Origin of the sequence: Paenibacillus sp. PAMC 26794 (assembly GCF_000316035.1) — a bacterium.
Classification (GTDB): Bacteria; Bacillota; Bacilli; order Paenibacillales; family Paenibacillaceae; genus Paenibacillus.
This window is the reverse complement of sequence record NZ_ANHX01000086.1, coordinates 80,954-107,946: the sequence shown is the minus strand read 5'-3', so window position 1 is coordinate 107,946 and position 26,993 is coordinate 80,954. Positions and strand designations below refer to the sequence as shown.

Here is a 26,993-nt window from a genome sequence, read left to right as displayed (position 1 = left end):
GGAACCCGCCTGCTGCTTCATTCCGCTACAATTCTCGCTCTCGGCATGCTATGCATAGCTCCGTGCGTAACATGGACCTGTACCACATACGTACCTGGTTCTTCAAAGGTATGTTGGATTTCATACAGCCCTTCCTCTGACTCATTGGCAGTAATAGCCCCCTGATTCTCCAGTTCGTCCGCTGTCATCATACCTTGTTCCGGAGATACAGAAGGCGGATCATCAAGCTCATTCCAGATCTGGAATTGCACATGGTCAGCATGACTTAACGGTGCATCTCCCTGTGTAAGCTTCACCTGCAACCGTGTTGGTTCATGAAGAGAAGCCTTCTCTGGAACGTCAAGTTTCACTTTAATCATCTCTGGCATCTCGCCTGATTGTGACTGTTCCTCATAAGAGCATCCCACCGTCAGGAGGAGCAGAATTATGAAGGGCATGAACCAACGAGCTTGTCCGCTCATCACCATCTATCCTTTCTTATTAAGAAGATTTTGGTGTTTTGCCGATACCCCACAGCATCACGATGATGATAATAAAGGCGATCAGTGCCAGTAATGGAATCGTGATGAAACCAAACCAGTTCAAATAGTCGGTATAACATGGAACCTTACCGCACGCAACGGCATTACCTGTAGCCGAAAAAATACGCTGGATTGTTACATGATATAACGAAATGCCGCCACCGACGAAACTAAGTGGGAGTACGTATTTGGTGATGCCCACGTCATCCTTAAAGTAGGCAATGCCCAGCAAGATGGTTAGTGGATACATGAATATACGCTGGTACCAGCATAGATCACATGGAAGATATCCCTTGATCTCACTGAAATAGAGACTCCCCCCTGTTGCAATAACGGAAACGGCCCAAGCAACAAATAACCGGGTATCCACATTTCTCGCTGGGCGCTCCGATTGTGATGATGTACTCATTCCTCTGTCCCCCTCTTCATTTTGCTTATACCAAATTATCATACATCATTCTAGACTCCATCGGCTATTCAAGCTGTTATGTAGGTCATTACTCGATGATTATACCAAATATTTGGAACTTTTGGGTGAATACAAAAAAGCTGCCGTATGGGGCAGCTCTTTTGTTTGATTCATATATAAAAGGCTGTATTACATCGATTTAGTCAGCGTAATGGAACCATCTTTTTGTGCCCATTTCACGTCCCAGTTCAGAAGTTCAGCAATGAAGCGCAGAGGTACTTGCGTACGTCCATCTTTGTTTACAAATACAGTTGAACCCACGTTTTTCTTCACACCGTTCACTTCCATAACGTTGTTGTTCACCCAGAATTCAAGGGTATCGTCGCCAGCCATTACCGTTACTTGCTGTGCTTTTTTGTCCCATTTCACCGTTGCACCAATACCTTCACTCAGGAAACGCAGTGGAATGTATGTTGTGTTTTTCCAAAGCACTGGTGTAGTGTCCATGTTGGTTGTTTTGTCGTTAATTTTCAGCATTTTGCTGTTCAGTTGCATCCACACCGTTGTCATTTCTGGCGCTGGTGCGGGTGTTGCTGACTCTTGGAATTTGTCATTGAATTGAGTCACGATGGCGTTACCAAGGGCTTGACCTACACCAAACATAACTTTGAAGCCTTCACGATTTGTTGTGTAAGAAGCATCATAGTTACCTGCTGCATATTGATTCAATACGTTTTGTACTTGATTTTCATGTGTTGTCAGCGCTTGTTGTCCTGCTGCTTTTGGCAGATTTCCAGCTGTTGCTGAATCCAGGAATGTAGCAAATTCTGTTGTAAATCCTTCAATACGTTTCTCTACTGCCGCACGAGCCGCAGCATCGTTGTTTTTAACAGCTTTTACATAGTCGCTTTGTGCATTAACGTGGTTCGTTACCCAAATTTTCTCGAAAGCATTGGCACCATCGTTACCGTAAACGGAAGCAATCGCTGCTTTGAAGTCAGCTGTGTTTCCAGCTTCAGCTGTAATCAGTGCGTTGGAAGCGGCTGTACGTCCATCAAATTGCTCTTGCATTTGCAGAGCCGAAAGCGCAAAGTGTTCGGAAGCCAAGTGGTTGAGTGCAGATCTCAGATCAGCTGCTTTTGTATCCGCTTTGGTATTTTCGAATTTCTCAGGCATTTGTGTAGTAATGGCCGTGGAGAGTGCCTTACTTACGTCGAACATTTCTTTGAAACCTTCACGGTAAGCCTTGTATGCATCAGCGTAATCTCCAGCTACATACTCATCGAATACTTTTTGCACGAGATCTTCATGTACTTGCAGCGCCTGTTTGGCTGCTGCTTTTGGCAACTTGCCTTCGGTAGCTGTGCTCAGGAATGTGGAGAACTCATCCACGAAACCGTTGATGTTTGCTTGTGCTTGTTTGATTCCAGCTTGGTTGCCCATTTTGGTTGCTTTCACCAGATCATCTGTGTATTTGTTATGAGCGCGGAAGATGCGTTCGAATTCTTTGGCACCTGCGTCACCGTATAGGGAAGCGATTGCTGGTTGCATATCCAGTGCATTCTGGTCGAGTGCTTTGTAAGCTGCATCTGCATCTTTTGCTCCGTCATAGGCTTTCGCCATTGCTGTTACTGCGAGTGCAAAATGCTCGGACAGCAGGTGGTCCAGGTTCGCTCTCAGGTCAGCCGCCGGTGTGTTCACGGATGCTTTCATCATTGTCATTGGTGTCTGTGGTGCGGAAGCTGCTCCAGCGATCCCCGGCATCAACAGTGTCAAGCTAAGTACAGGTGCGATAAACTTCTTCATTTTCATTTTCATTACGTGTTCACTCCTCGATTATGTTTTGTGTATAATTTCTTTCCTCGTCGTTGTCTTCATAGGGTGTAACGCAGGGTTCTCTATTCTGGATCACTCTGTGGGCAAAAAAAATTCGCAACCTTCAGTGAAGAAAGCTGCGAATGCCTGTTGTATCAAGGTTTTTTTGAATTAAAAAAATATAAAATTATAGTGATCTTTCCGATCCAATACCACATACATACTGTAATATAGATACTTCATTTTCCTTTATTTCTCAACTAAAGCTTACATCAAAGGTTATCCTGAAGTACAATAAGGACATATCATATTATTCGCGAAGGAGGTCCATTCATGACCTGGTTGCCTTATGTTTTAATTGTGGGTATCGCCTTGTTTGGAGGTATTGCTACCATGATCATCGGAAATTCCAAAGCCAATCAGACCAGCAACCCCGAATATGACCGCCGCACAAAGCAAAACCTAAGCAAACTTTCCTATGTATACGTTGGTGCTATTGTCCTTGGTTTTGGCGGACTAATCCTCTATCTTTTTAACTAAAATGTTTCGATTTGGCAAAGAATACGTTCAAACACACCAAGTAGCTTCAGTTTTCGTTCTACATTCTCCGTATATATACACATGTTTACAAGTTGGAGATAATTCAGAATTATTCTGGATATGTTCGGGGTTTAATATAAAGCCATAAGGGACAGCGAGCCCATTAAACAAAACTAACCCCCAACTTGAAGGAGAGATATATGATGAAAAAAAACATGAAGAAATCCGTAGCAACGATGATGGTACTGGGCATGACATTAACAGGAGCAACGGGTGTATTTGCCGGAACGCAACTGGAGAAAATCTCTGCATACCTTAACCATGGAATCAGCTTTAATGTCGATGGCGCGGCTTACTCACCAACGGATGGCAATGGCAACAAACTTGCGCCAATTACTTATAATAACTCTACTTATCTGCCCGTACGAGCGCTTGCCGATGCACTGCATGTGCCTGTATCCTATGACGGCAAAAAAGGACAGGTCATTATCGGCCAAGCGACAAGCAACCCATCAGCTTTGACAAATGTAACGTATAGCGCAGCACAAAAAGAGGCGATTCAAAAAGCTTTTGCACAATTCGATGGGTTCGAGACCGCTTATGCCCCTCAGCAGATGATCGCAGGTGACACGTTCAAAAGTGTAGGTGCGGGTGGCGACGGCGTCAGTTTTGTTTTCAACCATATGAAAGTGGATGTGTCTCCAAGAGATTATTCGGACGGTTATACAAGCAAAGACGTGAAACTGTCCAATGGCGTTATCGCCAAATGGTATACACCAGATCAAACGGGTATGCTCACATTCCAACTGGATGATCGCTACGTTACGCTTAGCTCCCCGGATCATAAGCTGAGTCAAGCTCAGCTGCAACAAGTCGCTGTCTCTGTTCAGAAGGCAACTGGCAACAACGATCAAGGGATCACTGCATTTGCAGATGTGAACTATAGCAAACAACAATTGGATAACATTCGTAAAGCATTTGCGAAGTTTGACGGGTTCACAACAGCCTATGCCCCACAACACATGGTTGCTGGAGATACGTTCAAAAGCGTAGGTGCAGGCGGCGATGGTGTAAACTTTGTTTTCAATCGTATGAATGTAACGGTATCCCCTAAAGATTACTCGTTCAGCTATGATGGCAAAACGGTAAAACTGCCTAATGGCGTATCAGCCAAATGGTACACACCAGATCAAACGGATATGCTCACGTTCAAGCTGGATGATCGTTATGTTACTATCAGCTCACCGAATAACCAATTGACTCATACTCAACTGGAGCAAATGGCGGTATCCGTACAAAAAGTGAAATAAACAAAAATAAACACACATCATTTCGGTCCCGCTCTATGAGCTGGGGCTGATTTGATGTGTGTTACGTATGCTCAAACTCTGCACAAAGACCTCTTCCTCATCCCTATATGCAACTACAGCTTGATAGATACGTTTCGTCATAATTACAGTGCCATTTCCGTTAAACGAACAACCCTGCGATAGACCATCGCATCCATCAGATCCTCCCAGTCGAGTTCACTGGCATTAACGTCTCGATAATAGACCGCAGCAGCAGGCAAGAAACCAACCAGAGGCCCTGTACCACCACATATCAGGCTACCACCGTCTCCGCCTTTGGGTATCACATCCCCAGACGAATTGAGCGTAAGCTCATACTTGTAGGGGTCTCCGGCAAATTGCACTCCGAAGAAATTCGGCAGTTCTAGATCATAAGGACGATAATCCTTTTCTTCAACCCGTGAAGAGGCCGTCTCTGCAGATCCATCCACAATCTCATCCACGCCTTCCAGACTGCCAAAGTGCTTCAATCTCATCGTATAGTCGAAGCTGTCACCCCAGGGAAATAACGTGCGACAACCGCCGCCATAGATATACTCCCATTCGTCTTCGGTCAGCAAACCAAAACCCGCCGCAGCTTCCTCCCTCACAACGTCTTCCAATTCTATTCCTTCGTTGAACCACAGGATTCGGACTTCATTCTCACTCTGGCGAATCAGACGAAATTGTTGATGCAATTCATATTCACGGATCTCCGACTGCTTAAACTGCTCCAGTGCTGACGGGAAATCAGGATTTTCCTGTGCAAATGCTTCCTCCTTGGACACTTCAATCCAGCCAAGTGAGATCAGTTCGCATTCCACAAGCATCGGCGCAATGTTGACCGTTCTTACAGGTGACATTTGACTCGCCAGAAACGAATCCACGTCCTCCACACCATACTCACTGACCGTTTCATGCAGGTCGGCTGATGTCTCTTCGTTCATACCATGCTGCCAACGATCCCAGCCGAGTGTTACTTGATCCCCAGGCACAAATACAAATCTCAGCCCATCCTCCGTAAATACACCTGTCTCCATCCGCAACCCGAATCGTTCAAATGTCTCGAGACCCTCATATACCATACCATCTGGTAACTGACGAACAAGCTTACGCATCCAAGCCTCTTTGTCCTGAGCATTCAACCCCTGCCACATGTTTCGTCTCAATGTTTCCATAACTCTCCCCACCTTTCCTTATACACTTTCACTTCTCTAAAATGCTTCACTGGCTGGCACAGCACAATCTTACTTGTGTTGTTTACATTTTCACTTCCCTGCAGCCTGCAACAGTTCCAGCAATAATTCCTTCCGTCTTCCCTCCGCTTTGCGAGCGAGCATTGAGAGCTTCTCCACCTTGCCAAAGATCGGATAGAGTACATGTTCCGCTTCATAATACTCAAGTTCTTGAATCTGTCTAACCAACAGTTCGAGTATTTCCTCATTCTCCAGCTCAGTCTGAATCTTCAGCTTCAGACTGTCCGTAGAACGACGCAAGCTGGCGACTAAAGCAGGTATGGATTGAGCCGTGACACCCTGTTTTTCTACAAATGCCGCAATAAACTTATCCTGAATTAACTGATGCTCATCATCCACTTCGCCCATGTAATATTCAACCAGCGGGAAATACCGCTCATCCACAAGCCCCAGTCCAAAGGTTGCATAACTGCCTGGCATACAGCTTTTCTCTCCCTCGGTATCCTCGTAGAACTCAAACTCCTGGATAGCCTCACGCGCATACTCTTCCAGGAGTGGATGCAGCTCCGGGTATTCCAGTGCATTCGCAAAGAATCGGTGGGTATCCGACTTCGCGAGTCCCTTGATCGGCAAATACTGCTTTACGGCAGATTTCAGCTTGATCTTATAACCTTTTGGAAATCCCTGTTTCAATAAATGAATGATAAAGGTAAGTGCCTGTTGATAGGCACCCGCCTCCTCCTTACGAATGTGAATGTTCATCAGAGCAAATACATCATTTGCTTTGCATTCTACTTCTTCCGTTTTCACATGAATATCGTCCTTCGCATACGTTCCGCTGCCTTCTGTCATCATACGTGCCGCACGTCTGCTGCCGAGTTGCTTCGCGAGTTCCAGGAAAGTCTGACCTTGGGCTTTGCTATAACTCGGCTCAAATCGTAGAATCATGACCGCCGCGTATAACAGCAGATCTATTGGTTGAGTCCCGAATGTTTGCGCCTTCCCCTGCTCGTCCGAATATTGGCCTGTCTGTGTATCGATGTTCGATTGAAGCGTAACTCCTGGCTTAAGGGAATATTCATTGGTACGATAAGCCGAGGACTGCACATCAAAATACTGTGGCAAAAACTGATTCTCCGCCCATGCCGTCAACGCACGAGTAATATCACCCCGATGTTCGGCAAGTGCCTCCGGGCGACCCTGATTCAACTCTTGAATCCGGTCATACTGCCTGAGGATCCATGCTACATCCAGTTCAGGAAACAGTTTAGGGTCAAGCAGATGACGCGTCAAAAAGAAGGATTCCAACGGCTTTGTTGGATATGTACTGTTCTCCAGATTCTTGTCTACATAGGTATGAATACGCTCAAGGAGCTGCTTTCTTTTCTCTTCGTTTATCCATTCCAATAAAGTCAGTTGCAGCTTGCCTTCGGTTGTTGGGAATTTCCCACGCAAGGTGAAGCGGTAGTCAATCAACGGAGTATCTGCCAGCTTGTCCAATCTAGCTTGGACAACCTCTACAAGCTTAGGCCCGATCTCATTCCGTACCTGCTCCTCGGTAAAGGCTACTGCCTGCTTTGATTTCACATCATCATCCAAACCCAGATCCAGGCTGTCTACCGTGGTCCGTCCAGGTTTGTAATCCAGCACAATATCATTAACAATACCCATTTGCAGCGTGGTTCGCTTCACAACACTTTCCAAGTCATCCCGCTTTTCCTGTTCATCAAACCATTCATGAATCGTCGTTATCATCTCTTCCATCGCCTGATCATAAAGTGTACTCATCTAATCTCCTGCCTTCCCATGCATCTTATGATGTTCATCAACCACACTTGAACCTCTATGAATCCCGGATCAATCCGGGGCATCTATGTTATAAATACGTATTGATGTTCGTATACTACCTATTATTTTACTCTCTCCAGCACACCCGGAACAATAAGGCAGCAGGGGGAGAAAAGGTGGTGAAAGATGCCCATAAGTGGTATTTAAGACATGCCCTAGTCAAAGAGATCTACGGATACGGATTCCTTTTTTTCATATCTATGTACACTCTCGGCTTGCCCTCGCTATCATCATCCCTACGTTGTATAATTATTGTATTCCTTTTCAGGAGGTTCGAATAAATGAGCTACAGCAAATACTTCCCCTTGGAAAACTATTTGAATCAGGTTTCAATCACCCTTACATATGCAGAGCTTGAGGAAATTCTCGGATTTACGTTACCCCCTACAGCGTATAATCGCGAACAATGGTGGGTGAATAATTCCATGAATCATACACAAGCATTATCCTGGTTAAATGCCGGATGGAAGGTGGATAATGTGGTTTTAGGGAAAAACGTTACTTTTGTCCGCTGTGAGTCATAGCCGATCTGTCCGATATAGATTGGTAGCTATAACTCCTAAGACTCTATTTTTCCATAAATGTTATTCGAGACAAAAAAGCAGGGTAGATCCGATGAATTCATCGTTCTACCCTGCTTTTGTTTATTAATTAACTGTCTTATACCACTCGTTTACTTCGGCGGTAATATCATCCCCGCCCATGGATTTCCACTTTGTCACAAACGCATCAAATTCCTCAATGCCTACCTGACCATAGATGATCTTGCTGAACGTATCCTTCTCCAGCTTGTCGATCGCGTCCTTTTTCATTTTAATCGTCTCGGTTGGTGCTCCCGTGAACTTGTTCTTGATGGCATTATCTTTATTCGCAACGACCACCTCAGCGGCTACAAACACTTCCGGTTTGTTGGCAATCTTCGTATTTTTCTCAAAAGGAGTCTCCGACTCTTTGCCCTTCGCAAGTTCCGCCAGCGTCTCCATCATCAGATTCGGAATCCGTGCACCATCATACGTAATTGTATATTTGAGTGGTGATACGCCATCCTTCACTTCAGCTTCACCAACCACTTCGCCGTCCACAATATCATAGTCATATCCTTGCGCGAAGCCATGTTCGAACTCGCTGCCCACTTCCGGGTTGGCAAAGTTGTCGAACAGATAATTCTGATACGTGAAGAAAATCTCCGGGTTCGCCATATCCTTGTTAATCAGCACCACCCCGTTGCTTGCACCAGAACCATGTTGGTGGCTCTCGCCTGTTGGCCCTGTAGGTAAGGCAATGGCCTTATACGTGGCACCATCCACATTTTTCTTCACATCATCAATCGGCCAGTTTGGCATCCAGTGTGGTCCCACGATAATTCCTGCTTTACCTGCGGTGAATAATTCTGCTGCTTTGATCTCGTCATATACGCCTGCTTCTTTGGGCAGATAACCTTTGGACAACCAATCTTTCATCGTTGCTAGGCCTTCCTTCACACCTGGCTGAATGGAACCATATTGCAGTGTTCCGTCTCCGGCATCATTCCACTGTCCAGGCATCGTGTTGTACATGCCGAAGATCCAGCCAGATTCCGTCATCCAGGTATTAAGTGCATTCTTCATGCCGACGGTCAGACCATACGTATCTTTTTTGCCGTTCCCATCCGGGTCTTGATTTGTAAAAGCATCCATGACCGTAACCAGCTCATCGATAGTTTTCGGTTCTTCCAGCCCCAGCTTCTTCAGCCAGTCTTCCCGGATAAACATGACCGAATCGCCGTTATACGCATAATCGAAGATTGGAATGCCGTAACGCTCGCCCTCATACATGTAAGGATACCATTCTTCCGGTGCCGATTCGGATGCCTGTTTCCATGTGTCCGAAGCATACTTGTCAAACAGCTCGCCTGCATTGGCAAACTTGCCGGACTCAATTAATTCCCTTACCAGATTGTAGTCCCCTCGAATGGAGACAATATCCGGCAGTTCTTCGTTAGCGGACAGGGACAAGCGCAATTTCGTGTAAAATGCATCATTGGTTACCGATACAGCCCATGGCGTGGTCAGATCGATGCCAAGTCGTTCCTTGGCCCATTTGGTATGCACATTGTTCTGTGCCGTTTCCCCATTCTTGAATTTCGTATCATCATTCCAGGCCCGCAAATAACTCATCTGTACCGCGGGTTCATACTTCCCGTCTTGCAGAGCAAGTGGTGCAGCGGCTTCCTTCGTTGGTTCTTCCTTGGCCCCCGAACTGCATGCCGTTACAGCAACCATCGTGATTGCGAGTAATGCCGTCATCATTTTTCTATACATGAACTAACCCCTCCTCAGGTAACTTGGATACCCTTATGTGCCAAATGCACCTCTGCATGTGGCATTATGCACCTTACATGAAAAGGATAGTGCAGCCGGGGAGGCAAACATATATCACAATTTCAATGTTCATATTGATTTGTTAACCGTTCCGAAAATCCTGCGGGGTCAGTCCATAATGTTTGCGGAACACCTGAATGAAATAAGGCGTGTTATTGTACCCCACTTCCTGACCGACTTCATAGATCTTCATTGCCGTATGCTTGAGCAAATGAACCGCACGTTCCATTCTGGAACGGATAATATAATCACTAATGCCTTCACCTGTGGATTGTTTGTACATTTTCGACAGATATACGGGGTGCAAATGCACCTCTCCGGCAATGACCTGCAACGATAGATCCTCACCCAGATGATGGTCGATCCATTGCTGCACCTGCCGGATCAGCGTTGATCCGGCATCCTGTCCCGCATCGCTTGTACTCTCTGCCCACTGCTGCATCACACTTCTGGTCCACGTTTCCAGACTGCGCAGCGAGATGCCATAACCATCCTTGAGCAACTGCTGGTACTGCTCGCCAAGCACTTCGGCTAACTGTCTTCCTTCCCGATGAGCCATATATGAGAATGCCGCCGCCAGATAATGAAAGGCCACATACACATGCTCCGGGAACACACTGTTCGACAGTTCGGCAAAGATCTGATCAATCTTGCGGTGTGCATCCTCCATGCGCCCGGCTTCCAGCAACGCCGTTAGACCCGGCGGTTCATACAGTGCTGCAAGTGACTTCAACGTGGCCCCATTGGTTCCCGCAGCCGCATTCAGATGTAATCCTTTGCCCGCCTCGGCCTGCTTGCGAAGTGCACTGACGGCTTGATGATATAGCTGCGGCACCTGATCTGGGAAACGCCCCATACGACTAACGGACAGGGAAATGGTCGCGTTCAGATACTGCCTCACACTGTGGATTAACCGCTCTCCAAGTCGGCCCATTAACATTTCCGGTTCGGCTTGGGTTTGTTTGGGACTGGCCATGAAGACCAGATCATCATAGGCGTCATCTGTATGGCAGAGATGATAGGTACTGCCGTAGATCTCTTCCACCACATTTGAGATGGCGTACTTCATCAGTCGAAACGCTTTATGTGTGGGTTGATGGTCATCATACCGGATGAGCAGCAGTTGCATTTTATCTTGTGGACGGAACCCGATCTCCAGTTGCTCCAGCTTGCCTTCGAGTTCAGCATCCGCAAATTTATGCCCTAACAGTACATCCTTCATCAGCTCCGCCCGCTTCTCAGGCAGATGTTCCCTTACCGAATACATGGCCCGCTGATGCAGCATTTGTTTCTCACCCTCCAAGCGAATCTGCACGGCAGCCTGCTGCACGGATTCGATCAGTTCCTCATCACGGACCGGTTTGAGCAGATAACTAACCGTCCCATGTTTGAGCGCCTGCTTCGCATAATCGAAGGAAGCATGCCCCGATAAAATAATACATTTGGTCTGTTCCCACTTTTGCCGGATATGACTGACCAGATCCAGACCGGACAGACCCGGCATGCGAATATCCGTGATAATAATATGGACCTGTTGTGTTGCCATATGTTCCAAGGCTTCTTTGACTGAATAGGCTTTGAACACCTGACCAATCCCGTGTTCCCTCCACGGTATGGAGACAGCGATCGACTCTACTGCGGAATGTTCATCATCCACGACCATCAGATTCATCATGCGTTTGTTCCTCCTCAAACCATCGAATTTCTACACTAAGTCCACCATAGGGAATCGCTCCAAAATGAAGCCCCGACGACAACCCATATCGCGTAACGAGACGCTGGTGCACATTCCACGTTCCTGTTCCAATCTCCTCACCCATTGGTTCATTGATCTCCCGTTCCAATTCGGCAATCTCTTCCGCTGTCAGCGTGACACCATCATTATCAACAAACAGGCTATATCTTGTATATTTCCGACCCTCAATATGTTCGGGTACCGCCATCCCCGTTACGACGACATGCCCACTGCCTTCCATCGGCTCGATGCCGTGGATCACTGCATTCTCTACGATCGGTTGAATGAGAAGCCGTGGAATGTGGAGCTGCATCAGTTGCTGTGGTACAGCGATCTCGTAGGTCAGCCGGTTGGTCCGCATCTGTTGAATGGACAAGTAATGGTCCAGCAGCCGGATCTCTTCTTCCACCGTTGTCATGTCATTCTCGCCCCGCGTAATGTAGCGATAGTAGTCTCCCAGACTTAGCGACATGGCAATAACCGCTTCGCGGTTGCCAAGCTGGGTCATATTTTTGATATAAAACAGGCAGTTGTACAGGAAATGCGGATTGATCTGTGATTGCAGATGTTTCAGTGTGGCTTCCCGTGAGCGGATACGTTCCTCGTATACCTTCTCGATCAATTCCTGAATCTGTTCCGCCATATGGTTGAAGCTCTGGGTCAGGTACGCGAATTCATCACGGGAGTGATCGACTGGAATCCGAGTGGACAACTGGCCTTTGCGAATCTGTTGCAGCCCTCTCATCAAGCGATGGATTGGCACCTGGACTTTTCGATACAAGAGCAGTGCAGCCCCGATACTCAGTACGAGCAGTAACAGAATGGAGGTAATAAACATATTTCGGCTCTTATCCATCGGGTTCAACAGATCATCCAATACCACCGGGTTCACGTATACCGCTTGCAGTTGTTTCGAGTGTACGTAACTGACCAGATACTGTTTGTCACCCACCTCCAGCTGATGATTACCTTCCTGCTCCGGTCCGTCAAAGGGGATATCTCGCATAATCGCTTCGACCAGTTCGGGGTCCGCCGTACGGTTCAGCAACGGATCTTTACCTGGTACGAGCAAGAAAGGATCTCCTCCCTGCGTTTCTTTGAAATCATCCAACATGGCAACCACGTTCATCGGGTCAAAATTAATCTCCATCACCGTTCGCACGCCTGTGTTCACCGGTTTTTCATTCCACTCATAGTTATCCGTGAAAAAGTAGGTGAAACTACCCTGCTCCAGCTGCCATTGGCCCGGTTGCGGGAACGTCAACATCTTCTCATCGTAGACCGTCCGGCTGGACATGGTGGATAACACAAGTTCGGCTTGTGGCAGCACAATGGTAATATCGTTCTTCCAGCGGCTGGTGGACTGGTACAATGATAATTTGTCGAGGATATCCAGATAGATGCTGTTTTTCTCATATTGACTGGTTGATTCCGTCATGTAGCGGTAATGCAGGATACTGGGATCTCGCAGCAATGTCAGGCCATACAGCGAGAGCTGCTCAATATTTTTATCCACCTGGGAACTGAAATAATTGAACTGGTTCAGACTCGACTGTTGTTTCTCTTCAACGACCATATCCACATTAGCCTGGTTCGCGTACGTATAGAGCAGCAGAATGGGTACGAGCAAGCAGATTAAGAGAATGACCGTCTTCGCAAATACTGTGAATTTCATCATTTCACCCTGTCCCTGAATTTGAAGTCCTTCTGTACCGAAGTCCTATTTTATATTGAAAACCCTTACATTTCTATATGATTTTATATTCGCCCGCTTTCCTGCAACTTGTAATTCCCTTATACTGGGAGTGAATCAACATTTCGTGAGGGGGCTCTGTGATGCAACTGACAGAACAAGGCATTTTGCATATTGAGGAAGGTGATGTTTCTAGCTTGTACTGTTACAGGGACCTAGATGGCATGGCTTTTGATGCTTCATTCCTGTTTGAGTTACAGCTTCAGGAATTAACCTTATCCCCAGGCAGCGTTCGGGCGATTCAGTTTGATTTTGAAGAAGAGGAAGCACCGCTCTATGAAGAACGGGAACGTTTAGTGGCCGAGGTACAGTCAGCGGTGCGTACCGTTGATACGCAGTATGATGGCTCGATTGTGAGATGATATAGGCACGTTCAGCATGAAGAGCATATTGGAAGCAGATAACATATGGCAGGAGCACAACCTGATCACAGGAGCATTGGACTTTACAGTCGGATGCTCTTTTTGCTGTTTTCATCAACAAGTTAATATTTCAACATCCGCATTGAAATGTTGTTCTATAGTCCGCCCTTTTCCATTGCTATAATTCAGTTGCTCCACTCCGTGCAGAGGCTTGCTCGCCTCATGTTGCCCGGGGCTGGACGAGATAAAGGAGGGACCCTGATGGCTATCGAACAACCGTTAACAACCAATACGCCGGTGCGAAAAAAGACATCCCATCCACGCAAACGTACCCGCTGGAATTTCAAACGTACATGGCCGCTGCATCTGATGTTGCTGCCTGCTGTACTGCTCACTTTACTGTTCGCCTATGTGCCCATGGGCGGCATTATTATTGCTTTTCAAGACTTCAAACCGTGGCTGGGGTTCACTGGCTCCAAATGGGTGGGCTGGGATAACTTCCGGTTCATGTTCGAATATCCCGACAGCGTCCAGGTCATCTGGAACACGGTACTGATTGCTTCGATGAAAATTGTGGCCGGACTTCTGGCCCCCGTGGTGTTTGCCATTTTGCTGAATGAGGTTCGGAACTCTACGTTCAAACGTTTCTCACAGACCTTGGTGTATCTGCCCCATTTCCTGTCCTGGGTTGTCCTGGGCGGCATTCTGCTCGATATGTTATCACCGGAAGGTGGGCTGGTAAACCAGGTGTTAGCCGCGGCTGGCGTTGAACCGATCTTTTTTCTGGGGGATGGCGACTGGTTTCGTGTAACGGTGGTTGTCAGTGATGTATGGAAGGAGTTTGGATTCGGTACGATTGTATTTCTGGCAGCACTTGCGGGCATTAACCCTGCATTGTACGAGGCTTCAGAGGTAGATGGGGCAACACGACTCAGACAGACATTGCACATTACCCTGCCTGCACTCGTGCCGATGATTATCGTGGTAGGTACGTTATCGCTGGGCAATATCCTGAATGCAGGCTTTGACCAGATCTTTAACCTGTACAATCCGCTGGTATATGAGAAAGGCGATATTATCGATACCTTTGTTTACCGGATGGGGATTCTGAATGGCAAAATGAGCTTTGCGACCGCCGTTGGATTATTCAAATCATTTGTCGCGATGTTCCTGGTCATCTCTGCGTACCGGATGGCGTACAAAATCGCCAATTATCGTATTTTTTGAGGGGCATTTTGCATACATCCAGACAGCGACTTTCAATAAGCAAGATTTGCAAAGGAGGAATCAAGGTGTATCACAAAACAACCGGGTACCGTATATTCAATGGTTTCAACCTGATATTCATCGCGGCCGTCTCGATCCTGTGCATCCTGCCGCTGGTCCATATTCTGGCGGTTTCCTTCAGTGGTAAAGCGGCAGCATCCGCCAATCTGGTGACACTATGGCCCATTGATTTTACGGTGGACGCCTATACCAAAACATTTGGTAACAGTAACTTTCTCAGTGCACTCTGGATTTCAGTCCAGCGTACCGTTCTGGGAACACTGCTCAGTATGACACTTGTCTTCTTGACGGCTTATCCGTTATCCAAGGAGAGTCTGCACTTCAAGGGGCGCTCGTTATATGCGTGGTTTTTCATCTTCACGATGCTGTTCAGCGGGGGATTGATTCCATCCTATATTTTGATCCAGAAGCTTGGACTGATCAATACGATGTGGGCTCTCATTTTGCCGGGAGCGGTGGCTGTCTGGAACCTGATTCTCATGATGAACTTTTTCCGCAACGTGCCAAAAGAGCTGGAAGAAGCCGCATTCATTGATGGAGCCAACCATATCACGACCCTGTTCAAAATCTATCTGCCTGTATCCATGCCCGCCATTGCCACGATCTCCTTATTCACGATGGTAGGTCAATGGAATTCCTGGTTTGACGGGCTGATCTATATGAATGATGCTTCCAAATATCCACTCGCCACGTTAATGCAGACCATAATTGTACAGCAAGATTTCTCCAACATGAACGTGGATGCAACGCAGCTCCAGAACATGTCTCAACGTACGGTGAACGCGGCTCAGATCTTTATTGGTGCTCTGCCGATTCTGCTCGTATATCCGTTCTTGCAGCGTTTCTTCGTAAAGGGAATTGTGCTCGGGGCGGTAAAAGAGTAAGGCAAACACACGGAATCCCTTCTTGGAATTCTTTGTTCAGAAAGATCATGATTTCAGTTGATTCGAGATCGTTCTCCCGCGAGTTGCGTTGTTATATTCATTAATTAACTCATCCAGCACCATGGATTGGCGAATAACCTCCGGATGCCATAGTTCCGGGTATTGAGCTGCAACCTGGTAGAGCCTTTGCCGTGCATGTTCGATACATTCCTGAATGGTTTCCGGATTATGTACCATACTCCCGCCCCCTGTTGTCCTTGAATATCATCATCCAAAAAAGACCATCTAATATAATATTCGGAACAAGAGGGGGTTTGAATTACCCCAAAATTAAAATTTTGGTTATTTTTTCTTGTAAAAGTTATTATTAGCGTGGATCACATAACCTGATGTGCATTTATGTTCAATGCCAATAAACCGGATCGGCTGCGGCCTGTCCGGTTTTATTCATGCTGACTTTTTCAATTTTCTCTATCATCCTCCATTCATCTTAATCCAACATCCTCAAAGCGATTGCCTATCGTCTCTGGAAACGCACGTTTAATGCCATCAATGGCACGTTGTTCCGTAGCCCCTGCCTTCCTGATAAGCTCAATCACGCTTTGCACGCATTCTGGTTCTCTCGAATCCCAAGAGATGGAGTCATCTATCACCTCAACGATCATTGTATACAGGTTTGCGAGTAGCTCATACTCGTCTATAACCTGATCCATTTGAATGGACAGATGCTTAAGTCCTGCAACATAAGAGGCAATATCCCATCTTGATTTAGCATAATAGCGAAGTACAGTTGCCGCTTGTTCTGCGTCATATGTTCCTGACTGCAAAGCAGCAGCAATAGCGGCATACCCAGCCGCTCCACAGGCATAATCTTGGGGCGGCAGCATATAGTCATGGGTTTCCCATTTGTACACGGCCTGGATTAACGATTCCTTGCAGACTTCCCATAGATCTATAGGTGCACAGGCTTCCAGAACCTGATAGTACCAGTAGGGTGTACTGTTCCTCCCAAACGAATCATAGGGCAGACGAATGACTTCATGTCCTTTACTTTCACAGATGAATAGCACCCTTTCCACATCATCATATCCAGTAACAATGACAAATTGATCGTGCCAGAGAATCACACCTACGCCCCGGTCAATGGACGCCTTGATGTCCAGCAGAGCCTGCTTCTGATAGAGCGGAAAAGTCGATTCAAATGAAAATCCACCATGTTGTCCCGTTGTTACGCCAATGAAGTCAGCTGCGACAAAGTTCTCTGCCATCCAGTTGTATGTCGAAATTGATTCTGACGTCAGACACCGATCCACCACTAATCGGAATGCACTTGCTGTCATACCTGCAATCATGTGGTGTGGGAAAACCGTCCACTGTTTATGTAATAAAATGCGATACAACGCATCTGTATACGCGCTCACACCGCTCCATGATCTATATGCATCAGCAGAATTCACAGATTGCGGGGATTGAATCCAGTCCTGCAATACTACTTTTGTCGCCATCATCCTTCACTCCCTTCCTCTCTCATCCTATCGTGCGGAATGCGCTCCCCACCGTGGTATAGTGGACCTTTTACGGTCAGGATACTTCCTGGATATCACTCGAAAATAATCAATAGCCTGCTCTTCCAGTGCTTTCGCCTTCACGAGTACCTGTGCTAGATCTTCTGTGGTGTCTGGTCGCAAGATACGTCTATTCTCCTGCTGAACTATATATCCTTTCATTTGGTCAATTAACGTCCCAATCTGTTCATAACATGTATAAGCCCGGTCCAGTTCGTTCCATATCCCTCGAACATCCTGCAAATACATTCGTATTTCGGTTCGAGAATGGCAGAAGGATTCCAAAATATAACCCGCACCCGACTCATCGAAATCCCCACTACGCAGGGCTCCACCCACACATCATATGCCTTTTTACCTGAAGCAATATTATGATCAGGTAACAGTCGATGGGGGATATCCCAATCCTCAATCGCCAGTCTCAGGGATTCCAGCAGCATCTGCTGTTCAGGGATGCGGACCTGATCACCAAACATCTGACAATACCAAAATCCAGTAAAGTTCAGGCCGAAATTATCATATAACAAAATCTGCGGTTCCTTGCTCCATCCGTCTTGCACATAAAAGATGCGGTCACTGTTATCATATCCATGAATAACACCGAACTCAGGAATCCAGTAAATCACACCAGTGCCTTCATCAATACTCCGTCTCACCCAATTCACTGCATCCTGCTGGTAATAACCAAACGTGGAATGACGTGTACGTCCCCCATCCCAGATCGTGAATATCCCCAAGTTATCAATTCCCGGACGATGTGCTTCCCCCCATTGTCCATACGCTGTAACCGACATGGGAAGTAGTCTGCGATGTACCGACAGCTTGAAAGCCATGCCCGTATATCCGGCAAGTACAACCTTGGAACCTTGAAACTGGCCCGTATGGGTGAGTATTGCATGCAGACTATCCACGTACGATTTGGACTCCCGCTTCATGATGAGGTTATCTAAAATATTTTCAGCCAAGGACGGATCTTCTCCTCTCTATGCTGCTTTATTCCACGTTTTGCTTACGTTGTATCGCGAGCCTGTCAATTAATCCTTCTGCGCTTTGCTGAAGCTTGCGTCTAAGCCACCCAGGAGACAAGAGTTCCTCCCATTCGCTAATAAACAAATGCTGCAAGAAAGCGTCCGTGTCATAAAATTCAATTGAATAAATCTGATCTTGCCTAGCCCGAATACGATACCCTTGCCATAGGTCCATTTGCTGCAATTCCTTCAAGCGGATCTCAGCTACAAACGGTTTACGCACAGGCAGTGTTTCTTCCCATCCACCTAAGAGAACATCTGACCTGTACTCAAATCTCTCATTCAAGATCGATACATGAACAATGCCCTCCAAGCGAATGGCCACTTGCTGTACAGGGTCTGCTTCATAACCCACCACGTAATCGGCGTTAAACTGGGATATCATCTTTAATGGACACAAGGAAAACTGTCGTTCTCCATCGTGATCCCTGTAATGAATATGTACTCTGCGTAAGTCAGTTATGGCGTGGGACAACAATTCAAAGAATTGCAGTTGCTTCGGTTGCGCCGAAAACACTGGGAGCTCACTACTTCCCATCTGTTGTTCCTCCAACGTAAAACGCTCCAGCAAATGTGCTACACGTTTCACCGCATCTGCTTGATCATAATCGTAATGTCGATATCGATGTGCCAGATATTTCAGCACACGCTGCTCTTCTTCGGTCATATACAAATGGGGCAATCGAAAAGTCTGATCCTCATAACAATAGCCCCGATATTTCGCCATATATACCAAGGGGGCTCGCAAGGAGCTTGCCATATATTCAATATCACGCTGAGCCTGACGACGGGAGATTTCAAATTCACGGGCAAGCCAGCTGCTGTTCGGAAATCGTCCACCCCGAATCTGTTCATCAAACCAATGAATCCGATGCATGTTGCTCATCTTCCCGCCCCCACCTCATCCAAACCTAATATATTCCATTATATCAAAAGACATGGCCCGTTCCGAAGAACAGGCCAGTTATGTTATACGTGTGCCATATCCACTCTGGATTGCACAGCTTTGAAGCATTTCTTGCATACTTTCAGACTTGTACCGTCTGTTTTTGTTTGCGTATACAACAATTTAATTCGGGTACTGCTGCACACCGGGCATGTTCCCCGGCCTCTGGAAGGAAGACTCCACAGGATGCGTCCTCTTTTGGTTTTTGCCAACGGTTATGAACCTCTTTTCGATATGGTTTGTGTGTTCACCGTTATTATATAGGGTATGGTACGACACAGAATGTCGCAGCAGTATCAGAGGTTGTTCAGTAATAGAAAATAAAAATGTCCCCTCTTCGACCTGAAGAAAGGACAACATTTAGGAAAGCTCTCTGCTCGTCTGAGCTGCGGCCTGCAATAAAGGTTGCAAGAGTCCTGGAAATCGTGTTTCCAGATCTTCGGACCGCAGGGTGAGAAAATGCTGTGTGCCCTGCACTCTGACCCGAATGACTCCAGCTTCCCGCAGGGTCCGAATGTGATGCGACATCGTTGACTTCACAACAGGTGCATGAAAATGACTGCACGGCTGCTCCCCGCTTCTCGCTGCTTCGGCAACAATCCCAAGACGGGTCGGGTCGCTTAATGCGTACAATACGGAGGAAAGTTCAATATCTGATACTTGTGGATGATGTAAAATCTTCATATTGTAGTCTCCTTTTTTCAGACTATCCATTGTATTTTAACACAGATCCATGATATATTTCTAATGTTCGACACCAATCGAACTTTAATGATTTCGTTATGTAACCCCTGCTGTTAGGCACGGGATTGACATCATACTACATTTTGCAAATGTTACACACCGTTTCTGAAATGTTGCGAAATACACATCACTCCAGGAGGTTTTTATGAACAACACCGCAACCGCATCATCAGGGGAACGGACCGGAATACAGGAAGGATTAATTGTAAGCTTGCTTGGCTTCACCGTTGTACTCGTTGTTATGAATACAATGATGTTTAATCTGGCCCTGCCCAAAATTGCAGCCGAATTTATGCTTACATCCGTCGCTTCCTCATGGATTGTTACAGGGTATTCCATTGTATTTGCCATTTCCTCGATTACGTTCTCACGTCTATCGGATTTCATACCTATTCGTACATTATTCACGACCGGGCTTACGTTACTTGGTGCGGCATCCGTTCTCGGGTTCTTCAGTAATCATTTCATCATTTTGCTCATTGCACGTCTGATCCAGGCTGCGGGTGCTGCTTCGGTTCCGGGGCTCGCCATTGTGCTGATTACCCGGTACATTCCACATGATCGCCGGGGTAAATCAATGGCTGTCATCATGTCCGCGAGTTCACTCGGGCTTGGACTTGGTCCCGTCATCGGCGGGAGTATTACTCAGTTTTTGGGATGGCATGATCTGTTTATCGTTACGGGATTAACGTTATTCTTGATTCCTGTATTCTTCAAACTGCTTCCTCGGGAAACACCGCAAAAAGGTTCATTTGACCTGCTGGGTGCCGTGCTTCTTGCCATTGGTACTACGGGTGTGCTGTTATTCCTGACTTCCCGTCAGTGGTACACACTTGTTATCGGTGCAGCGGCACTGCTTCTGTTCTGGCTCCGAATTCGGCGCGCGGCAGATCCGTTTGTTCAACCAGCTTTGTTCAAAGACAAAAAATATATGATGCTCAGCTCGCTGGGGATTGTATCGTACATTAATAACTTCTCAACGTTGTTCCTGTTACCGCAAATTTTGGCGCATCTATATGGGCTGACACCTGCTCAATCCGGGCTTGTCATCTTCCCGGGTGCAGTCGTGTCCATGCTGCTGTCCAACCGGATCGGCCGCATGATTGACCGACATGGCAATACGTTGCTGTTGAAATTTGCACCATGGTTGCTACTGGCCGCTGCCGGGTTATTCGCCTTATTTGCAGACAATAGCATCTACGCCATCATGGCCGTGTATGTCCTGCTCAGCGTAGGTTTCTCTTCCCTAACCACCAGCGTGTCCAATGAATTGTCTGGCAATCTGACCATGGATCAGGTGGGCGCAGGTATGGGGCTGTTCCAACTCAGTCAGTTCTTCAGCGGTGCTTTCAGTGTTGCTGTTACTGGTGTAGCATTGACGGCGATGCAAAACATGCCACTGTCCTCAGCATACACCAATATTTTCTGGGGCATGACTGTGGTCGCACTGGCATCCGTTATTTTCTCTCAGGTGTATCTGAGAATGCAGTCACGGAAAGTCACGGAAACAAGTAGCCGGATCTAACATCTCATTTAACCAAAAGAAGTCAGGAAGGGACCCTCGGGTTCTGAACCTGGCTTTTTTTCTACCCATTTTCTATGCATCATGCATGTGTCAGCTGCCCTCTCCCACAAACACAAAAAAGCCCCAAGGACGCGTTCATCACGCTCCTCGAGGCCATTATTTTATGGTTGACCAACTTCTCTATTCTTCTACACTGATTATACTATTCAAACAGGTCCAAACGAAGACGTCGCAGACTTGTATGTTTGATGTACCACTGGCCGTCGATTTTGACAAAAGTTTCGTGGTAGTGCCCAAATCCGTGGAAGGATTTGTTCTCATTGCCCTCCGGGAACGTGACCCAATCTTCCATTGGGGAGATGACCTTTGCTTCGTTCTCAGATACAAATTCAACTTCGGCGCTATGAACATGATGCACGGTTACGGCAACATCCACCAGATCACGGAATACTTGTACGATGGTATCACGGCCTGTTAATACCGGAATTGGATTGCCTTCTGTGCTGAAATCGGCCACTGCATCCGGAGCAAACACATCACCCAAGGTATCCCACTGCTTCGTATCAATATAGCGGCAATAACGCGCCTTGGTATTCCGAATGTTTTCCAGCGCGAGCAATTGTTCCAGTCCTGTGATCGTTGATTGGCTCATGTGTTGTCCCTCCAGAGATGTAAAATGTGATGTAAGATTAGGATCATGTATGTATGTATGCATACTATACCTTCCTTATTGTACCATTCGCCTTCTATTAGGTACAACGATACAAAAAAATCTTTCCTTACCTCTCACGAGGTTGGGGAAAGATCTGGATATACCTATGTGCCAGACGAGTTAACAGCCTCCATCGAAACTTCACTTCTAGTGCAAGTTACAGGGAATGTGCACCCTTCATCTGGGAAGCCAGTTCTGACATTTTTTTATTGTTCAAAAAACTTTCCATCTCTTCTTCCGCCTGCACCATCACCTGCTGGATCAAGCAGCCTGCGTTATGATTCTGGGAACATTCGAACAGGGACGCCTGACCTTCAATCGCATGAATGATCTCCAGGAAAGAAGGATCAGGATTTTTACGACTAAGCCGGTAGCCACCATTGGCGCCAGAAGTCGATTCGATCATGCCCGCCTTGACCAACTTGGTCAATATTTTGGACAGATAGGTTGGTGATACCTTCTGCAATTCTGCAAGTTGGTGTACACTAACCAGCTGTTCGGGGGCAGTGCTTACAAGATGAAGCATCGTATGCAAAGCATAATTTGTCGCTTTTGAATATTTCATGAGGGCACCTCATTATACACGGATTTAATTTATCCATAATAGACTTGATTGAGCTCTCTGTCAAACCACTATGCCTCAAGCGCTGGCAACATCGACAGGATACGGGTTAATTGTGATACAATCCACGGTAATCCGTAGGTGTCATCCCCTCATGGGCCATGAACTGGCGGTTAAAATAACTGGCATTGGGATACCCCGCTTCCTCCGCGATTTGTCCAATGTTGGCCGTAGGCCGTTCGAGTAACCATTGCTTCGCCATCTGTAGTCGTGAACGAGTGATAAACTCCATGGGCGTCATCTCCACAGCACTCTTGAACATTTTGCAAAAGTAATACGAACTCACACCTGCGAGATCCGCCCAGTCCTGTAACAGGAAAGGTTGACAGGCCTCTTGCTGCATCTGTGGAAGAAGTGCAAGAACCCGACTCTCCGCCTTACTTGTGGTACGTGTGCTCTTTAAAGGTACTGCATGCTGCACGAACTCGGCGAGTACGGCATAGGTCAATGTGGATAGCTGAGCCGGACGCAGCATCGTGTTCTGTTCCGCTTCAGTGAGTAAGGCCAGATGAGCCTCTTCCCAAGAGCTGCGTTGCCGCAGTGTCCACAATAGATTGCGATGTAACCCCCGCTCGATCATATAATCATGCAGACGTTCACCGTAAAAATGAACCCATCGTACATCCCATGGATCATCTTCACTACTATAATAATGCTGTCGCTGCTGCGGGAAATAGAGAAACGCCTGACCTGTGCGAAGCTCATGCACCACCCCGTCCACTTCCACATATCCCTTGCCCGAAGCGACGTAGTGAATATTAAAGTTGTTCAGTGCGCCGGCCTCACGCAACACGGAATGCTGGACGTGGTCCATATAATGTCCAACGGACTCGGGATAACAAAAATATGGAATATCCTGCAGGGTAAGCAATACGGTTTGTCTCATCATAGCCGGTTCTCCTTGATCAACAATATTGTGTTAACTAACTTCAATATATTATCATTTTAATTCGTTGGTCTATTCATTATAATCACAATATACATTCATACACAGGAGGATACAACACATGAATTCAGTTCAAAAATTGCGTTGGGGCATTCTTGGTAGCGCTAGCATTGCTGTGGAATCCGTCATTCCTGGCCTGCAGCAATCCGAGTTGAATGAAGTAACCGCGATTGCCAGTCGTGACGAAGATAAAGCCAAACAGACGGCCGAGCAACTTGGGATCGACAAGGCTTATGGCAGTTATGAAGCTTTGCTCGCTGATGATTCCATTGATGCCGTATATATCCCACTGCCGAATCATCTGCATCGGGAATGGACGATCCGGGCTGCTGAAGCAGGCAAACATATTTTGTGCGAAAAACCACTGGCTCTGACAGAGCAGGAAGCTCAGGAGATGGTTCAAGCTTGTGCAGATGCAGGTGTGCATCTGGCTGAAGCATTCATGTACCGCCATCATCCACGATATGAGCAGATCCGGGATATCATTGCCAGCGGTGAGATTGGTGAGATTCGTGGTATGCACAGCACATTTTCATTTAATAACTCCAATGCATCCGGCAATGTCCGCTTTCGGCGGGATTGGGGCGGAGGTGCACTGTATGATATCGGATGTTATTCCATCAGCGTAGCACGTCTGTTGCTTGGTCAAGAACCAAGCGCAGTTACCGTTATTGGCATGTTCTCCCCAGAGCACGATCAAGTCGATATGATGGCTTCCGGACTGCTGGAATTCGATAATCACGTTGGCGTGACGTTTGACAGCAGCATGTGGGCAGCCTTCCGCAACACGCTAGAGGTATTGGGATCCGACGGGATTATTGAAGTCCCTTCGGCATTTATCAGCGGGCAGGACCGCAGTTCCAACTTCTATGTAACGGCTGGTGGTGAACGCAGAGAGATTGAAGTCCCGCAAGTGAACCACTACTCTCTACAGGGAGATGATATGGCACGTGCTGTACTTCAGGGTAAGGATCTGCGCTTCTCCCCTTCCGATGCGGTAGCTAATATGAAAGTACTGGAAGCTTGCCTTCGTTCAGCTGAAGAACGTACACGAATTACACTATAATTGAGAGGATGAACTGACTTATGGAATATATCGAAATTGCTGGTGCAGGTAAACGCGTCTCCAGATTGATTAAAGGAACCGATTATTTCGTGCATGATGCCTACGATAAAGCAGCTACGAACATGGATGCTTTTCTGTCGATTGGCGGTAACACTGTAGATACAGCACATATCTATTGTGGTGGACAGAGTGAAGAAGTCCTTGGTCGTTACATGAAGGAACGCGGTAACCGCGACCAGATCGTCATTCTCACCAAAGGCGCACATCATGACCAGAATGGGCCACGCGTGAACGCTGATGCCATCCGCAGTGACTTGATGGAAAGTCTGGAGCGTCTTCAGACAGATCACGTAGAGATGTATGCCTTGCACCGTGATGACCCCAATACCCCTGTCAGTGTTATTCTTGAAGCATTGAACGAACATATTAAATCCGGCAAAATCGGCGCAATTGGTGCCTCCAACTGGACTTGGCAGCGGCTCGAGGAAGCCAATGCGTACGCTGCGGCGAATGGATTGAAGGGTTTCACATTCAGCAGTCCAAATCTCAGTCTCGCCAAAGCAAATGAACCTTTCTGGGAAGGCTGTGTGTCAGCAGATGCAGAGACGCTGGCATGGCATGAGCAAACCAAACTACCATTGCTATCCTGGTCCTCCCAAGCGCGTGGTTTCTTCACTGGACGATTCACACCTGAAGTTCGGGATAACGAAGATCTGGTGCGTGTATTCTACAGTGATGGCAACTGGGAACGGTTGCGCCGGGCTGAACAATTGGCCGCTACCAAGAAGACAACACCGATCCAAATTGCACTTGCTTATGTATTGAATCAGCCATTTCCAACCTGTGCGTTGATCGGTGCCCAAAATCAGGCGGAACTGCTCTCCTGTGACGAAGGGTCACGCATCACGTTGACTCCTGCTGAAAGAGCATGGCTGGATCTGGGTAGTGAAGTGAAGCCTTTCGTTTAGACTTCATGAAGGCTGGCCCAACTATTACTGAAATAAATTCACACCGATAACAGGTAAGGGACTGGCTCTTCCGCATCTTAGCGGAGTGGTCAGTCCTTTTCTAGATGACACTTAACCATTTAACCACTCTATCCAGCTATGACATCATAGAACCTATAATCAAAGACCTTATACATACACATTTAATGGAATTATTTTACATCAAAAAGAAAAAAATATGGTATAATTGGTATAAAATTGAACACAGAAAAGAGGCCATTATGAAAAAAACCATTATACTAGCCGTTGCGTTTTTCATGCTCCTGCTCTCCGTTGCCCCTTCAACGTTTGCTGCTGGAGATCGTTTAACGACGCGCGAAACCTTTAACATTGCTGTAAGTCCGCTGGTATCCAGCAATCTTGCGTATGCCTTGTATTTTACTCCAAGTGGAGACATTCAACTGCGGAACGTTCGCTCACACAAAATTTTATGGAACACCAATACCAAAAATCTGAACATATTCCAGTTCAGAATTGATCAATACAGTGGCAAACTCACTCTAACGGATGTTAATAAGACTCCCTATTGGACGTCAGATAATAAAGCATGGGCAACGGCATGGTATGGACAAGGTAATGAACCCGCAAACCTGAAGGGTGACCTTCTAATCGTTCAAGAGGATGGAAACCTGGTCCTTTATAACACCGTGAATCTGGATAGAGGTTGGTATCCTGTCTGGGCTTCAAATACAACTGGACAATAAGATTGCGATCTTTAGAGCCGCATTAGGATGCGGTTCTTTTGGTTTGATGAGATAATACCCAAAATGGTCATTTTATCCACATTAAAACAA

Annotated in this window: 27 protein-coding genes; 10 read left to right on the top strand and 17 right to left on the bottom strand. The window is 46.7% G+C overall.

The annotated features are described in order from the left end of the window. Window positions 1-17: 17 nt before the first annotated feature. The 3 genes from D829_RS0127750 to D829_RS0127740 form a co-directional block, all read right to left on the bottom strand. Window positions 18-461 (bottom strand): FixH family protein, encoded by a 444-nt coding sequence (locus D829_RS0127750; RefSeq protein ID WP_017692177.1) that lies wholly within the window; start codon window positions 459-461, stop codon window positions 18-20. Window positions 462-480: 19 nt separating this feature from the next. Then, a complete protein-coding gene (locus tag D829_RS0127745; RefSeq protein ID WP_017692176.1) occupies window positions 481-930 on the bottom strand; it encodes a disulfide oxidoreductase in 450 nt (149 codons plus the stop codon). Between the two features lie 189 nt (window positions 931-1,119). Then, the gene (locus D829_RS0127740; RefSeq protein ID WP_017692175.1) at window positions 1,120-2,748 is read right to left on the bottom strand and encodes a copper amine oxidase N-terminal domain-containing protein; all 1,629 of its coding nucleotides are present in this window, start codon (window positions 2,746-2,748) and stop codon (window positions 1,120-1,122) included. A gap of 330 nt (window positions 2,749-3,078) precedes the next feature. Between D829_RS0127740 and D829_RS0127735 the strand changes: the two genes are divergently transcribed. Further along, window positions 3,079-3,285, top strand: a complete 207-nt coding sequence (locus D829_RS0127735; RefSeq protein ID WP_017692174.1) for a hypothetical protein — start codon at window positions 3,079-3,081, stop codon at window positions 3,283-3,285. Window positions 3,286-3,485: 200 nt separating this feature from the next. Further along, window positions 3,486-4,595: a stalk domain-containing protein gene (locus tag D829_RS0127730; RefSeq protein WP_026081458.1), complete on the top strand. Its 1,110-nt coding sequence runs from the start codon at window positions 3,486-3,488 to the stop codon at window positions 4,593-4,595. Window positions 4,596-4,738: 143 nt separating this feature from the next. On the opposite strand, the gene D829_RS0127725 is transcribed toward D829_RS0127730, so the two are convergent. Both D829_RS0127725 and D829_RS0127720 read right to left on the bottom strand, forming a co-directional pair. After that, a complete protein-coding gene (locus tag D829_RS0127725; RefSeq protein ID WP_017692172.1) occupies window positions 4,739-5,791 on the bottom strand; it encodes a hypothetical protein in 1,053 nt (350 codons plus the stop codon). A 90-nt stretch (window positions 5,792-5,881) separates the two neighbouring features. Next, window positions 5,882-7,597 (bottom strand): DUF6138 family protein, encoded by a 1,716-nt coding sequence (locus D829_RS0127720; RefSeq protein WP_017692171.1) that lies wholly within the window; start codon window positions 7,595-7,597, stop codon window positions 5,882-5,884. 341 nt (window positions 7,598-7,938) lie between these two features. Between D829_RS0127720 and D829_RS32045 the strand changes: the two genes are divergently transcribed. After that, window positions 7,939-8,181, top strand: coding sequence for a hypothetical protein (locus tag D829_RS32045; protein ID WP_017692170.1), 243 nt, complete (start codon window positions 7,939-7,941; stop codon window positions 8,179-8,181). Window positions 8,182-8,304: 123 nt separating this feature from the next. On the opposite strand, the gene D829_RS0127710 is transcribed toward D829_RS32045, so the two are convergent. The 3 genes from D829_RS0127710 to D829_RS32040 form a co-directional block, all read right to left on the bottom strand. Further along, entirely contained in the window at window positions 8,305-9,957 is a 1,653-nt protein-coding gene (locus D829_RS0127710; RefSeq protein WP_017692169.1) for an extracellular solute-binding protein, read from the bottom strand. 142 nt (window positions 9,958-10,099) lie between these two features. After that, the gene (locus tag D829_RS0127705) at window positions 10,100-11,692 is read right to left on the bottom strand and encodes a response regulator (RefSeq protein ID WP_017692168.1); all 1,593 of its coding nucleotides are present in this window, start codon (window positions 11,690-11,692) and stop codon (window positions 10,100-10,102) included. Next, window positions 11,667-13,430, bottom strand: a complete 1,764-nt coding sequence (locus D829_RS32040; RefSeq protein ID WP_017692167.1) for a histidine kinase — start codon at window positions 13,428-13,430, stop codon at window positions 11,667-11,669. Before D829_RS32040 ends, D829_RS0127705 begins: the two co-directional genes overlap by 26 nt. Window positions 13,431-13,588: 158 nt before the next feature. On the opposite strand from D829_RS32040, the gene D829_RS0127695 reads away from it, so the two are divergent. The 3 genes from D829_RS0127695 (at window position 13,589) to D829_RS0127685 (ending at window position 16,038) form a co-directional block, all read left to right on the top strand. Then, window positions 13,589-13,867, top strand: a complete 279-nt coding sequence (locus D829_RS0127695) for a hypothetical protein (RefSeq protein ID WP_017692166.1) — start codon at window positions 13,589-13,591, stop codon at window positions 13,865-13,867. Between the two features lie 369 nt (window positions 13,868-14,236). Beyond that, window positions 14,237-15,094 (top strand): ABC transporter permease subunit, encoded by an 858-nt coding sequence (locus D829_RS0127690; protein ID WP_051154105.1) that lies wholly within the window; start codon window positions 14,237-14,239, stop codon window positions 15,092-15,094. A 65-nt stretch (window positions 15,095-15,159) separates the two neighbouring features. Beyond that, on the top strand, window positions 15,160-16,038 hold the full coding sequence (locus D829_RS0127685) for a carbohydrate ABC transporter permease (RefSeq protein WP_017692164.1): 879 nt from the start codon (window positions 15,160-15,162) through the stop codon (window positions 16,036-16,038). A gap of 45 nt (window positions 16,039-16,083) precedes the next feature. Here the strand turns inward: D829_RS0127685 and D829_RS32035 are convergent, their stop codons facing one another. The 6 genes from D829_RS32035 to D829_RS0127655 form a co-directional block, all read right to left on the bottom strand. Further along, the gene (locus D829_RS32035) at window positions 16,084-16,275 is read right to left on the bottom strand and encodes an aspartyl-phosphate phosphatase Spo0E family protein (RefSeq protein WP_017692163.1); all 192 of its coding nucleotides are present in this window, start codon (window positions 16,273-16,275) and stop codon (window positions 16,084-16,086) included. 248 nt (window positions 16,276-16,523) lie between these two features. Further along, a complete protein-coding gene (locus D829_RS0127675; RefSeq protein ID WP_017692162.1) occupies window positions 16,524-17,546 on the bottom strand; it encodes a hypothetical protein in 1,023 nt (340 codons plus the stop codon). A 227-nt stretch (window positions 17,547-17,773) separates the two neighbouring features. Then, entirely contained in the window at window positions 17,774-18,568 is a 795-nt protein-coding gene (locus D829_RS32030) for a hypothetical protein (RefSeq protein ID WP_241230827.1), read from the bottom strand. Between the two features lie 28 nt (window positions 18,569-18,596). Next, window positions 18,597-19,517 (bottom strand): WYL domain-containing protein, encoded by a 921-nt coding sequence (locus tag D829_RS0127665; RefSeq protein ID WP_017692160.1) that lies wholly within the window; start codon window positions 19,515-19,517, stop codon window positions 18,597-18,599. Between the two features lie 83 nt (window positions 19,518-19,600). Then, window positions 19,601-19,789 carry a hypothetical protein gene (locus D829_RS33140; RefSeq protein WP_081595106.1) on the bottom strand — a complete coding sequence of 63 codons (189 nt, stop codon included), beginning with the start codon at window positions 19,787-19,789 and terminating at the stop codon, window positions 19,601-19,603. Between the two features lie 148 nt (window positions 19,790-19,937). Next, the gene (locus tag D829_RS0127655; RefSeq protein WP_017692158.1) at window positions 19,938-20,261 is read right to left on the bottom strand and encodes a helix-turn-helix transcriptional regulator; all 324 of its coding nucleotides are present in this window, start codon (window positions 20,259-20,261) and stop codon (window positions 19,938-19,940) included. A gap of 205 nt (window positions 20,262-20,466) precedes the next feature. Between D829_RS0127655 and D829_RS0127650 the strand changes: the two genes are divergently transcribed. Next, window positions 20,467-21,846 (top strand): MFS transporter, encoded by a 1,380-nt coding sequence (locus D829_RS0127650; RefSeq protein WP_017692157.1) that lies wholly within the window; start codon window positions 20,467-20,469, stop codon window positions 21,844-21,846. Window positions 21,847-22,048: 202 nt separating this feature from the next. Here the strand turns inward: D829_RS0127650 and D829_RS0127645 are convergent, their stop codons facing one another. The 3 genes from D829_RS0127645 to D829_RS0127635 all read right to left on the bottom strand — a co-directional run bounded on the left by D829_RS0127645 (window position 22,049) and on the right by D829_RS0127635 (window position 24,069). Further along, complete coding sequence (locus tag D829_RS0127645) at window positions 22,049-22,498, bottom strand: nuclear transport factor 2 family protein (RefSeq protein ID WP_017692156.1); 450 nt, start codon at window positions 22,496-22,498, stop codon at window positions 22,049-22,051. Between the two features lie 217 nt (window positions 22,499-22,715). Then, entirely contained in the window at window positions 22,716-23,123 is a 408-nt protein-coding gene (locus D829_RS0127640) for an Rrf2 family transcriptional regulator (RefSeq protein ID WP_017692155.1), read from the bottom strand. A 106-nt stretch (window positions 23,124-23,229) separates the two neighbouring features. After that, entirely contained in the window at window positions 23,230-24,069 is an 840-nt protein-coding gene (locus D829_RS0127635) for a helix-turn-helix domain-containing protein (RefSeq protein WP_017692154.1), read from the bottom strand. Between the two features lie 118 nt (window positions 24,070-24,187). Here D829_RS0127635 and D829_RS0127630 point away from each other — a divergent pair, with 118 nt between their 5' ends. From D829_RS0127630 to D829_RS0127620, 3 genes are all read left to right on the top strand, one after another. Then, window positions 24,188-25,192, top strand: coding sequence for a Gfo/Idh/MocA family oxidoreductase (locus D829_RS0127630; RefSeq protein ID WP_017692153.1), 1,005 nt, complete (start codon window positions 24,188-24,190; stop codon window positions 25,190-25,192). A 20-nt stretch (window positions 25,193-25,212) separates the two neighbouring features. Next, window positions 25,213-26,160 carry an aldo/keto reductase gene (locus D829_RS0127625; RefSeq protein WP_017692152.1) on the top strand — a complete coding sequence of 316 codons (948 nt, stop codon included), beginning with the start codon at window positions 25,213-25,215 and terminating at the stop codon, window positions 26,158-26,160. 260 nt (window positions 26,161-26,420) lie between these two features. Then, window positions 26,421-26,903 (top strand): hypothetical protein, encoded by a 483-nt coding sequence (locus tag D829_RS0127620; protein WP_026081455.1) that lies wholly within the window; start codon window positions 26,421-26,423, stop codon window positions 26,901-26,903. The last annotated feature ends 90 nt before the right edge of the window (window positions 26,904-26,993 follow it).